At 45.7% G+C, this 12,243-nt stretch carries 14 protein-coding genes; 13 read left to right on the top strand and 1 reads right to left on the bottom strand.

The window, feature by feature from the left end; genetic code table 11:
• Positions 1-464 precede the first annotated feature (464 nt).
• The 12 genes from MKY66_RS25175 to MKY66_RS25120 all read left to right on the top strand — a co-directional run bounded on the left by MKY66_RS25175 (position 465) and on the right by MKY66_RS25120 (position 10,925).
• Positions 465-773 (top strand): hypothetical protein, encoded by a 309-nt coding sequence (locus MKY66_RS25175; protein WP_017692311.1) that lies wholly within the window; start codon positions 465-467, stop codon positions 771-773.
• A gap of 35 nt (positions 774-808) precedes the next feature.
• Positions 809-1,480 (top strand): PspA/IM30 family protein, encoded by a 672-nt coding sequence (locus tag MKY66_RS25170; protein ID WP_017692312.1) that lies wholly within the window; start codon positions 809-811, stop codon positions 1,478-1,480.
• Positions 1,481-1,485: 5 nt separating this feature from the next.
• Positions 1,486-1,719 carry a PspC domain-containing protein gene (locus MKY66_RS25165; protein WP_017692313.1) on the top strand — a complete coding sequence of 78 codons (234 nt, stop codon included), beginning with the start codon at positions 1,486-1,488 and terminating at the stop codon, positions 1,717-1,719.
• Between the two features lie 17 nt (positions 1,720-1,736).
• Complete coding sequence (locus MKY66_RS25160; protein WP_076210921.1) at positions 1,737-2,246, top strand: PspC domain-containing protein; 510 nt, start codon at positions 1,737-1,739, stop codon at positions 2,244-2,246.
• Position 2,247: 1 nt separating this feature from the next.
• The gene (locus MKY66_RS25155; RefSeq protein WP_076210923.1) at positions 2,248-2,955 is read left to right on the top strand and encodes a PspA/IM30 family protein; all 708 of its coding nucleotides are present in this window, start codon (positions 2,248-2,250) and stop codon (positions 2,953-2,955) included.
• Positions 2,956-3,105: 150 nt separating this feature from the next.
• Positions 3,106-3,753 carry a cell wall-active antibiotics response protein LiaF gene (gene liaF / locus MKY66_RS25150; protein WP_036605686.1) on the top strand — a complete coding sequence of 216 codons (648 nt, stop codon included), beginning with the start codon at positions 3,106-3,108 and terminating at the stop codon, positions 3,751-3,753.
• A 31-nt stretch (positions 3,754-3,784) separates the two neighbouring features.
• Positions 3,785-4,900, top strand: a complete 1,116-nt coding sequence (locus MKY66_RS25145) for a sensor histidine kinase (protein ID WP_076210925.1) — start codon at positions 3,785-3,787, stop codon at positions 4,898-4,900.
• Positions 4,842-5,510, top strand: a complete 669-nt coding sequence (locus tag MKY66_RS25140) for a response regulator transcription factor (RefSeq protein WP_091020933.1) — start codon at positions 4,842-4,844, stop codon at positions 5,508-5,510. The genes MKY66_RS25145 and MKY66_RS25140 overlap by 59 nt, the downstream gene beginning before the upstream one ends.
• 204 nt (positions 5,511-5,714) lie before the next feature.
• Entirely contained in the window at positions 5,715-6,464 is a 750-nt protein-coding gene (locus tag MKY66_RS25135; RefSeq protein WP_076210927.1) for a YwmB family TATA-box binding protein, read from the top strand.
• A 215-nt stretch (positions 6,465-6,679) separates the two neighbouring features.
• On the top strand, positions 6,680-8,230 hold the full coding sequence (gene zwf / locus MKY66_RS25130) for a glucose-6-phosphate dehydrogenase (protein ID WP_076210929.1): 1,551 nt from the start codon (positions 6,680-6,682) through the stop codon (positions 8,228-8,230).
• A 360-nt stretch (positions 8,231-8,590) separates the two neighbouring features.
• A complete protein-coding gene (locus MKY66_RS25125) occupies positions 8,591-8,989 on the top strand; it encodes a DoxX family protein (protein ID WP_024634146.1) in 399 nt (132 codons plus the stop codon).
• 352 nt (positions 8,990-9,341) lie between these two features.
• Positions 9,342-10,925 (top strand): peptide chain release factor 3, encoded by a 1,584-nt coding sequence (locus MKY66_RS25120; RefSeq protein ID WP_074096423.1) that lies wholly within the window; start codon positions 9,342-9,344, stop codon positions 10,923-10,925.
• Between the two features lie 235 nt (positions 10,926-11,160).
• Here the strand turns inward: MKY66_RS25120 and sspI are convergent, their stop codons facing one another.
• Entirely contained in the window at positions 11,161-11,394 is a 234-nt protein-coding gene (sspI, locus tag MKY66_RS25115) for a small acid-soluble spore protein SspI (RefSeq protein ID WP_036673259.1), read from the bottom strand.
• Between the two features lie 128 nt (positions 11,395-11,522).
• Here sspI and MKY66_RS25110 point away from each other — a divergent pair, with 128 nt between their 5' ends.
• Positions 11,523-12,224, top strand: a complete 702-nt coding sequence (locus MKY66_RS25110; protein WP_076211287.1) for a TrkA family potassium uptake protein — start codon at positions 11,523-11,525, stop codon at positions 12,222-12,224.
• Positions 12,225-12,243: the final 19 nt, after the last annotated feature.

Genomic DNA, 12,243 nt, shown 5'->3' with positions numbered 1-12,243 from the left:
AATAAGTAATTTATTTGAGGCAAAAGAAATTGGCATTGGATTATTGATATGTACTCCTTTTGAAATGAAAACCTGGGATACAACTTCGATGGATTGTCTCGAATACGGAATAAGGGGAAACGAAAGCGAAGGGTAAACGTAAATAGAGACATGGACATCATTCTGTATACCTGGCGATATCGGGTGAAGTGGAGCCAGAATACGGGTAATAGAAGTATCTTGGAGTGCTATTCAGCTTAGGTGGAACGTTGGTCTTATATAGGGACAGTCAAAGGTCCAACTAGATCCCCGACCTGAGTCTAGGATGAAAAACCGTCCACGGTCTGTTTTGAAAAGTCGCGGAATCCCCTAGAATAAGGACATAAGGTTAAACAAGAAACAAAGAAGCAAAAAAACAAGAAACAAACGAACAAATGACTCAACACATTAAAAGGAACGAATGGAAAGGGCGGTGAACAACAATTATGAGATTAAATAAGGGAAATGGCTGGGCGATTGTATTGATTGCGCTGGGTGCACTACTCCTCTTCGGAAAGTTAACTCCACTTCTTGGACACTTAATGGGTTATCTGATTCCGGTCCTGATGATTGCACTGGGATACTACGGAGTTAAACGAGGGAATGTGATGCTTGGCTGGATTGTTCTCATCATCGGTATCATCTCACTGATGGGTAAACTGGCATGGTTGATCGGACCGATCATCGCGATCGGGTTAATCATCTTTGGTATCTCAATGCTAAGCAATAACCGCAGTCGTCGTGGTCGGTACTAAGCTTTCACGATTATGAAAAGGAGGGACAGAACATAATGAGTGTATTTCGTCGAATGCGGGATATTACCGTAGCCAATCTGAACGAACATTTGGAGCAAAGTCAGGACCCAGTCAAACTGATTGATCAGTTCCTGGTCTCGACCCGCCAAGACATCGGTGAAGCCGAGAAACTTCGTCATCAATATGCAAGCCATACCAGACAAATGAAACAACAAGCCGATCAGGCAGCAGGTATGGTGAACAAACGGGAAGAACAGGCATCCATGGCTCTGAAAGCAGGGGAAGAACATCTTGCTAAGCTGGCCTTGCAGGAGAAAATCCTCCACGAGGAAAAAATGGAACAGTACAATGAATTGTATGCACAAAGTTATGCGGCATTACAGGAGCTGGATGAACAGATCGATCAGCTGAAGGTTGAATATCAGAATGTATACAGCAAACGCCAATATTACTACGCTCGTATGCAGACGATTCAGTTACAACAACGTATGAACCAGAGAGGCAATCACAACGGTCAGAATGTACCCCGTATGTTTAACCGACTGGATGATCAAGTCTCTGATCTCGAATATGAAGCACAAAGTCTCCGCGATATCCGGCGGATGAATCAAGATGGTTCAGGAGTGACTGGCAGCATGTCATCCTCTACGTTGGATAAGGAACTGGAACGCTTAAGACAAAAATTGAACAATGACAGAAAGGAGTAGTCACAATGAGTAAATTATACCGCTCGGCGCGTAATCGAATGCTAACAGGTTTGATCGGTGGCATTTCTGAAAATCTCGGATTGAGTACCACGCTGCTACGTATCATTTTCTTCATCAGTATTTTCGCTACGGGAGGTACATCATTGTTGATCTACTTCATCGCTGCATTGGTGGTACCAAAGGAATCCAATCACGTTGATCCATATGCTTATGATTCCAACGTAAGAGGATACAAGTAAACGAAAGGAGCAAGCACATGAGCAAATTATACCGCTCAACGCGTGACCGGATGTTAACCGGCTTGTGCGGCGGAATTTCCGAAACCATCGGAATGGATTCCACCCTGTTGCGTATCATCTTTGTTATCAGTATCTTCGTAACTGGCGGCACGTCGTTGTTAATATACTTTATTGCAGCACTGGTGGTACCAAAAGAACCGTATCCGCCTTATGATCCATATGGCTACGGTCCGGGCCAAGGCCCTGGTCCTGGCAGAGGATACAACAACTATGATCATCAGCCACCAAGAGGTCCTTTTCAAAATAATCACAACCAACAAGGTCCTGGTAACTTCGGTCCCGGCCCTGGATTCAACGGCAGACCTCAATCTGGTCCCCGTTCTTATGACAACAACGCCTACGGAGCAGGAGCACCGCAAGAAAGTGAACTTGATTCCATGATGAAAGATATCGAGAAAAAAGCACTGAAAAAAGAAGTTGAAGAGCTTCGCCAAAAATTATCTCGTTACGAGAAGGGAGAAAAGTAAAATGGGAGTATTTAAACGGATTAAGGATATGACGAAAGCATCGGTAAATGATATGTTGGATAAAGTAGAGGACCCGATTGTAATGTTGAACCAGTACTTGCGTGATATGGAGGCTGAGATTCATGAGGCAGAGGTAACTGTTGCCAAACAAATGGCAAATGAGCGTCGCATGAAACAACGTTTGGATGAAGCAGAGCGTACTTCGGTACAACGTGAGTCCCAAGCAGAAGCTGCTCTGTCTAACGGTCAGGAAGAAGTGGCACGCAAGTTGTTGGAAGAGAAAATCTACTTTGATCAAAAAATTACGGAGTACAGCGAACTGCATGCACAGGCCGAAGCACAAGCAAAAGATCTGTTGCAACAGTTGCATGATATGAAAGATGAGTTCTACAAAATGCGTAACAAACGTAATGAACTTGTATCCCGTGCACAAATGGCAAAAGCCAAAAAACAAATGTCTTCCATCAACAGCTTGCATTCAATCGAAAGTGGCGGCGCATCACTTGGATTCCACCGCATGGAAGAGAAAATCATGCAGCTGGAAGCTGAAGCTGACGTAGCTCGTGCACCTTATCGCAACACATCATCCACGTACACGAATCCTGTAGATGTGGAAAAACAGTTCAAAGTGGATCAGCAATTACAAGCCCTCAAAAATAAAATGGGCAATGGTTCCAAGAATGAAGCGAACGGAACTTCAAAAGAATAACTGTTCGCTTAGTGGACAATATGATATTCTATAAATCGTGTATAATGTACGGTTGGTAGAACAAAAGTTAAGCCATACAGGACTTCATTGCCTGGTATGGCTTTTCCGTTGAATAAAGAGAGATTAACTTACAGAGGGGGTGCGGCAGGGATGAATCAAAAGAGTAAATGGCTTGCAGTTGTCATTATGATTATTGGCACAATGATGTTATTGAATGACAATATTAACTTCCTGACCGCTGCCGCACTGATTCTGTTAACGGTTGGAATGCTTCAAGTCCGCAATGGGGATACCCGCAAAGGTCATCGGTATCTCGGCATTGGTGCGGCACTGTTATTGCTGGATAATTTAATGATTGTATTTTTGATTGTACTTGCTTCTTTAGCTTACTTTTATTCGAAAAACAAAAAGATTCATCTAGACGAAGGCGTTATGAAGAAACAGAATTTCATGGCTCGTTACTACTGGGATCAATCATCTTGGACGTTACGTAGTATGAGTCTGTGGCATGCCATAGGTGAGGTTAACGCAGATCTATCTCTTTCGATTCCGGAGGAGAAACAAACAATTGTGCTGCTGCAAGGAGTTATGGGTAATGTTCGCCTTACACTACCAGAAGATTATGGTGTGGAGATTGAAGCATCGGTTCTTTTCGGCCGGATTAATCTTCTTGGAGAACAAGATAGCGGCATGATGAACAAATTAGTATGGAGAACGCCTGGATATGAATCCAGTGAACATAAAGCAAAATTTGTCATTTCTTATATTGTTGGCGACCTAAACATCAGCAATCCGTAGTAAAATAGATGAAGAGAAGGAGGAGACCCCGATGAAGACAAAACGACATACCGACATGGTAACCCGAAGTATGGGTGAAGGGATCCTCCTGGTTTTCATTGTGCTTGCTGTTATTTTGTATGTATTGTATACATATGGTTATCTTGCTCCGTTTGCAGGCTGGCGGCATCTGATTCAATCGGGTCTGGCCTTATTGCTGCTTCTGATTGGAATCGGTGCGGTCTTTGGGTTCTATCAGAGTTACCGGGTTAAACGCCGGCTCGAACTGCTGAGGGAAACACTTCTACTGTGGGAGAAGGGCTCTCTATCACGCACTGTACCTGATCTGGGCGATGATGATGTGGGCCGTTTAAGTGAGCAACTCGGACGAATCGGCAAAAAGTGGGAAGATCAGATATCTTCGCTCCAGCGATTGTCTACTCATAATGCACAGCTTGCTGAACAAGCCAGAATTACGGCTATTGTGGAAGAGCGGCAACGTTTGGCACGGGAACTGCATGATGCGGTATCGCAGCAATTGTTCGCGATATCCATGACAGCAACAGCCGTTGGACGGAAGATGGAGAAGGATTTTGAACGTGCTCAGCGGCAGGTGGCTTTGATTGAGGAGATGGCTTCGGTAGCTCAGTCCGAGATGCGTGCGTTACTGTTACATCTGCGGCCAGTCTATCTGGAGGGTAAACATCTTGAACAAGGTCTGCGTGATCTGGTGATGGAACTGAAAACAAAAGTACCCATGGACATTGTGCTCGAAATGGACGAAGACATTGATCTGATCAAAGGCATCGAGAATCATCTGTTTCGAATCGTTCAGGAGGCTATGTCCAATACGTTACGGCATGCAAAAGCGGAAAAAATGGAGATACGGATCCAGCGCCGTACTGATGCGATCCGGGTATTGATTCGTGATGATGGGCAAGGCTTCGATCTGGATGAGAATAAACAAGCTTCCTACGGTCTGGCTAACATGCGTGAACGTGTTACGGAGATTGGCGGGGCCATACAATTTGTAACAGCGCCTGGTAAGGGAACGCGGATTGAGATTACGATACCTTTGATGAACGATGAAAGCGAGGAAGAACATGTCAATGGAACCGGAAGTCGAAACGGAGACGGAAACGTCGATCAAAGTATTGCTCGTGGATGATCATGAGATGGTACGTATTGGTCTTGCAGCGGTACTGGATACCGAAGATGGAATTGAAGTTGTTGGTGAAGCAGGTAGTGGAGAGGAAGGCATTCGGCTTGCACAGGAATATAAGCCTGATGTTGTTCTGATGGACCTGGTTATGGAAGGAATGGATGGCATTGAGGCTACTCGTCAGGTACTTAAAATGTATCCGGAGTGCAAAGTCATCGTATTGACCAGTTACCTGGATGATGAAAAAATGTATCCTGTCATTGAAGCAGGCGCATTCAGTTATCTGTTGAAAACATCAAGAGCCAATGAAGTGGCAGATGCGATTCGCGCAGCCGCTCGCGGGCAATCCGTTCTGGAGTCACAGGTGGCTTCGAAAATGATGAATCGCTTCCGGCAGCCACAGGCAGCAGCTCCTTTGCATGATGAATTGACAGACCGTGAAATGGATGTGCTCCGATTGCTCGCCAAAGGTAAATCGAATCAGGACATCGCTGATGATCTGATCATCGGTATCAAGACGGTCAAATTCCATGTCACGAATTTACTGGCAAAATTGGGCGTAGACGACCGTACACAGGCCGCGATCTATGCTTATAAAAATGGACTTGCAGAGTAATAACAAGAACTATATGCAATAACATAATCAAGCCAAAGAACCGTGCATTAATGTGCGGAAGTTATAGAGAATGGAAAGCTCCGATCTGCCATGCATGTGGCGGGTGGGGCTTTTTTGTTGTGTGCAGAAGAAGTATAGCAAATATGCGAAAGGGGCATGCTGTTGATAGATTCATAGAATGCAAGAAAGAAGCGGGGGATTCGAATGTTAAATCGTTGGATGACAGCAGGTATATTGGCAATAGCAATCATAATTCTTATTGGTGTGACACAGGTATACGCGGAGAAAAACGAATCCAAGGCTGCCCAACTGGAACAGTTAATCGATACTGCTGACAGCGTGATTGATAATGTGGATCGTCTAATTATTAAATGGCAAGGAGAAGGCCGGGGAGAAGCACAAGCACAAGCGGCATTACTGGCCAGTCACTTGGGACTGGAACAACCGGTACGGGTACGCCAGACGGGCCATGATGTGTATCGCAGTGAGATGGTTGTCAATGAGGCTACTGGAGCAGCAGGGATGTTGGTTAATGTCATCGAGACAGGAGATAACGGCTACTACGCCATCGTACAAATTTCAGGGGATGCACACACGGATCGGAAGGCATTAATGACAGTACATGAACAGATCGGTCAACTGCTTGTAGACTCAGGGATGAAGGCAAGCTGGAATATGTCTGTGCAAGGTACAGCAGTTACTGCTACTGAATATGATGCGAGTCAGCAACTGGAACTGATCGAAAAACAGCTGTCCACAAAGGTGGATATCGCCTCCGTTGAACGTTATACAGATGCAGGCACTGCAAGTGTCTCTTATAAGGCGGCTGAGCTGCCCCTATCGATCAAGAGTGGCTCGCACATGTTAAATATGCAACTCGCAGTTCACCAGGTTGGGGAAGAGGTCGATAATCGAATTACAGTTGGGTTTCCGGTGATTACGATTGAATATTAAGGGATGGATTTTTCATGAATTGGGACCCAATATTGAGAATCTTTATCAGAAAAATGAGTTTGAAATAGTGCATCCGTTCAGTTGATATGCTAAAATGGCATCACATCCAAGAAGGAACTTGCTGGTAATTGACAGTTGTATGTCGTGCATATATAACACCATTACATAGCTCGGGGAGAGCGTGAAGGTTATCTTCCCGGAAGAAAGAGGAGCCCATGGTTGAAAAACAATTGCAAGATGAAGTACAGACACCAGGCGCAGTATTTTTCATTTTTGGAGCAACGGGTGATTTGGCCCGCCGGAAGCTGTTTCCGGCTATCTACAGTCTTTACCGCGAAGGCAAGCTTGCCGAAGACTTTGCGGTTATTGGCGTAGCACGTCGTCCGAGGTCCCCAGAAGAATTCCGGGAAGACATCTATGAATCCATTAAGGAGTTCTGCCGTTATGCAGCGGGCGAACCTGATGAGTGGAACACTTTTGTCGAGCATTTTGAATACAAAGCACTGGATATCAATAATGTGGAAGGATTCAAAGAACTGCGTGCGCAGACGGAGCATCTGGAATCAAAGTTTAACACGCCGGGGAATCGGTTGTTCTATCTGGCACTGGCACCTGAGCTGTTTGGCAGTGTCTCGTATAGTTTGCGGGACGGCGGTATGTTGGAAAGTCAGGGGTGGAACCGTTTGGTGATCGAAAAACCATTTGGTTATGATCTGCAATCCGCTGAACATCTGAATGAACAGATTCGTGAGGTGTTCCGTGAAGAGGAAATCTATCGGATTGATCATTATCTGGGCAAGGAGATGGTGCAAAATATCGAAGTGATCCGCTTCGGGAATGCTTTTTTTGAACCGCTCTGGAATAACAAACATATTGCCAACGTTCAGATTACGCTCGGTGAAACAGTAGGCGTGGAAGAACGTGGCGGTTATTATGATCACTCCGGTGCACTGCGTGATATGGGGCAGAATCATATGCTGCAGATGCTGACGATGATTGCGATGGAACCGCCAAGTCGCCTGTTCCCGGAGGATATTCGGGATGAAAAGGTGAAGGTATTACGTTCGTTGCGGGCGTTCACATCGGATGAGGAAGTGAGCAACAACGTTGTGCGGGGACAGTATGCCGAAGGGGAGTACCGTGGCAAGCAGCTTCCCGGTTATCGTCAGGAAGATAAGGTTGATCCGCAGTCGAATACGGAAACTTATTTTGCAGCACGTGTATTCGTGGATAATTTCCGCTGGGCGGGAGTTCCATTCTACATTCGGACAGGCAAGCGTCTTCCGGTGAAAACGACCGAGATCGTAGTGGAGTTCAAGTCGATGCCAAACAACGTGTACCTTGGGAAAAAGTATAAATTGGAGCCGAATCTGCTGGTCATTCGAGTGAATCCGATGGAAGGCATATATATCAAAATCAATGCCAAGAAACCAGGCTCAGATTCCGAGATTCAGCCACTTGCAATGGATTTCTGTCAGAGCTGCATGATTGGAATTAACTCGCCTGAAGCATATGAACGTCTGTTGCACGACGCCGCAGAGGGGGATTCTACGTACTTTACCCGTTGGGATGAAGTGGCAACAGCCTGGTCTTTTGTGGATCGGATCGCAGCAGCCTGGGGACAGAATCAGGGAGAGCTTCATACGTACCCTGCTGGAACATGGGGGCCAGAAGCGACAGATAAGCTGCTGGAGCAGGACGGATTCCACTGGTGGCCAGTGAATGGTCAGGACGAGGACAGCGTGATCTGGCAAGTGAATGGTTAGGGTAAGGGCATTAACAATATACACAAGATGACTGAGCCTGGGGAAATCGCAAATATTGCGGTGTACCCAGGCTTTTTAGCGGGGGAAAGGTAGGTATCCATCATAAGGAAATAAGTAATTTAAATTAAGTTGTTGACAAAAAGTAAGTATGTAACTTATACTCAACACATGAGTTAAAGAGTTACGCAAATGACAAACTTCATTCGGGCAAACGTTTCGGATAAGTTATCATTCATGAGATAAAATGTAAACCAGTTGAAGGGGTTTGCGACACAGAGAATCATGAAGAAAAAAATTTAGCATAATATCTTTAATCTAAGAATACTATTTTGTATATATTGAATGGAGGAAAAGAAAATGATGTTGGATGTAGGATTGTTGTTGATTCGTTTGGTGATTGGATTGTCGTTCATGGCGCACGGGGCACAAAAGCTGTTTGGATGGTTCGGAGGTTACGGGATCAAGGGTACAGGTGGCTGGTTTGAATCGATGGGCATGAAACCAGGTGCATTGGTAGCGTTACTGGCTGGACTCGCTGAATTCGGTGGTGGACTGTTGCTGGCTCTGGGTCTGCTTACACCGGTAGGTGGCATTCTGATTGCATTGACGATGGTTATTGCCATTGTGAAAGTCCATGGAGCGAACGGATACTGGTCCACACAGAACGGATTCGAATATAATCTCGCGATTCTGGTGATTGGTGTAGCGCTGGCCCTGACGGGTGGCGGACAATACGCGCTGGATGCATTGATTTTCTAAACCCGATAAATAAAAATGAATGAGGAGTGCCTGGATGCCATGAAAATGGCTGAAGGGTGCTTTTTTTTGCAAGTGAAAAGAGAATAATCTGCGGTAGTAATCGGTTATTTTCGGTAAAGATTATGGTACAATAGGAGAGTTGGGTTAAGAAGCAGTTCACGGTATACATGAAAGCACAGATTTTGAGGAGGATGAACTCCATTGTAAATGTGTAAAATTAATCTAGTGTGTAAATACCTAGTACGTAAAAACTCGTGTACAATCAACCGGCCTCGCCGGATTGCATAAAGATTGAATGATGGACCGGCCATGCCGGATTAACGTGAATGAACGGACGAAAGGGATTAAACCTATGAGCAAAGCTGCAAATGATATTCTTCAACAGGAAGTGGACAAACGCCGGACGTTTGCCATTATCTCTCACCCGGATGCGGGTAAAACTACATTGACCGAGAAACTGTTGCTGTTCGGGGGCGCGATTCGCCTTGCGGGAACGGTAAAAGCTCGGAAAGCCAGCAAACACGCAACAAGTGACTGGATGGAAATTGAGAAACAACGGGGGATCTCAGTTACCTCTTCCGTAATGCAATTTGATTATCTGGATCATCGCGTCAACATTCTGGATACACCGGGTCACCAGGACTTCAGTGAAGATACGTATCGTACACTGACGGCTGCCGATAGCGCGGTGATGTTGATTGACGTTGCAAAAGGTGTCGAGGCACAAACGATCAAGTTGTTCCAGGTATGTGCGAAGCGTGGCATTCCAATCTTTACGTTTATCAACAAACTCGACCGTGAGGGTAAAAGCCCATTTGACCTGATGGAAGAGCTTGAAAATGTACTGGGTATTCGTTCGGTTCCGATGAACTGGCCTATTGGTACAGGTCGCGAGCTGTGTGGTGTCTATGACCGGATGAAAAATCAGGTGGAATTGTTCCAAGGGGACGATCACTCGACGATTAAAGTACAAAAGGTAGATGGCTACAAAGATCCGATTATCCGTGAGATGGCAGGAGAATACCTGCATGATCAATTGTGTCAGGATCTGGAGTTGCTGGATATTGCGGGCGACCAATTCGACATGGAGAAAGTTCAACGCGGCGAATTGACACCTATTTTCTTCGGTAGTGCGATCAACAATTTCGGCGTACAGACTTTCCTGGAGAACTTCCTGGAACTGGCACCGAAGCCTGAACCACGTCGCAGTACGGCAGGAGAGATTCAGCCAACAAATGAGAAATTCAGCGGTTATGTGTTCAAGATTCAGGCAAACATGAACCCGGCACACCGGGATCGTATTGCGTTCCTGCGTATTGTGTCAGGCAAGTTCCAACGTGGAATGAGTGTGAAGCATACTCGTGTGGGCAAAGAAATCAAGCTGTCACAGCCACAGCAATTCCTGGCACAAGACCGGGATATTGTCGAAGAGGCATATGCTGGCGATATTATCGGTTTGTTCGATCCGGGTATCTTCCGGATTGGTGATTCACTGAGCCAAGGCAGCGAGATTGTCTTTGAGGAGTTGCCAACGTTCTCACCAGAGATTTTCGCCAAAGTTACTGTGAAAAATGCGTTGAAACATAAACAGTACCAAAAGGGAATTGATCAGTTGACGGAGGAAGGAACCATTCAGGTGTTCCAAACGGCAAGTTTCGACGAGACAATCCTCGGCGTAATTGGTCAACTTCAGTTCGAGGTATTTGAATACCGGATGAAAGGCGAGTATGGGGTAGATGTGCAATTGCAGCGTATGCCTTATCAGTTCGCTCGCTGGATCGTGGACGAGAATCTGGACCCAAGCAAATTCCGGATTAACTCTGCACTTGTAAAAGATAAAAAAGGAAATTATGTAGTGCTCTTTGAAAATGAGTATGCAATGAGAACGGCTATGGATAAAAATCCTACAGCTCAATTCCTGGAGACTGCGCCTTAAGTGAAGACAGAAGTATTTCGTGGGAGTTGTTAAAAGATTAGTTGAACGTGACAAGCTCATGTGATGAGATAGAGCTTGTTAAAAATAAGATCCCTCCGCCGATTGGCGGAGGGATCTATTGCTTTTGCTATACACCTTACTTAGAGGCGGGTATGATCCAGCCGAATAAGGGAAAGCTTTCTTTTGCAGACAGAACAAACGTAATGATGGTTACCTTACCCCTCCAATGCTTCGATTAACGAAGCGGTTGAACGGGAATGGTGTGCAGATGCTCCTGCGCGATTTGAATGAGTTCTTCCTGCTTGGCAGGTTCAGTGTTCTTCCAGATCATCTCGAAAATAGCGCCAAGTCCAGGTAATGCAGCTTCCGGTCCATCTACTGAACCTTCAATCATCTCCCGGAGCTGATCATCACTCTTGTCATGAACTTTATGAACAATCGCTTCACGCAGGCTTAATGTAATGGGCATCGCAATTCCCTCCTCGTATATTCGGCTGCTTTAATACTGTTCCCTGGGAAGCGCTAGCGCATTCAAGTTTATCAGGCTTTGTGGTATACTACGAAGGATTATTTACGTTAGCATGGGTATCCGTAATGATGCGTCATGCTGAAGTGCAGCGGGAGGTTAAGACCCTAATGGCCAAGAAACAGTATGCCGTAATTGGGATGGGACGGTTCGGATCAAGTGTTGCCAATGCACTGAGCGGTATGGGATTCGATGTGCTGGCAATTGATGCGGACGAGCAGCGGACTCAGGAGATGTCCAATGTGGTGACCCATGCGGTATCGGCAGATTCAACAGATGAAGAAGCGCTGCGTGCGCTGGGCATACGAAATTTCGACGTTGTCGTTGTGGCAATTGGTGAAGATATACAGGCAAGTATTCTGACAACCCTGATATTGAAAGATATGGGTGTACCGGTGCTGATCGTAAAAGCTCAAAATGAGCTTCATGGTAAGGTATTGCAGAAGATTGGTGCAGATAAAGTCATCTATCCTGAGCGGGATATGGGACTACGCGTAGCCCATCATCTGACCTCGCCTAATATACTGGATTACATCGAGTTATCTGAGGATTACAGCATTCTGGAGATGAGAGCTTCCGAGCAAATGATCGGTAAAAACCTGATGGAATTAAACATCCGTGCACGTTTTGGTTGTAACGTGATGGCGATTCGCAGTGGGAATTCGATGAACATCTCGCCGTATGCGGAGGACCGGATCGAGGCTGGAGATGTGCTGATCATTGTAGGTCACAAGGATCATTTGACGAAAATGGAGCTTGCGTATCCGAAGTGATGGATGCAGATGGGAAGGA

This window comes from Paenibacillus sp. FSL R5-0766, from assembly GCF_037971845.1.
Taxonomy (GTDB): domain Bacteria; phylum Bacillota; class Bacilli; order Paenibacillales; family Paenibacillaceae; genus Paenibacillus.
Note: the sequence above shows the minus strand (reverse complement) of the source record. Positions and strands in the feature narration are given on the sequence as shown.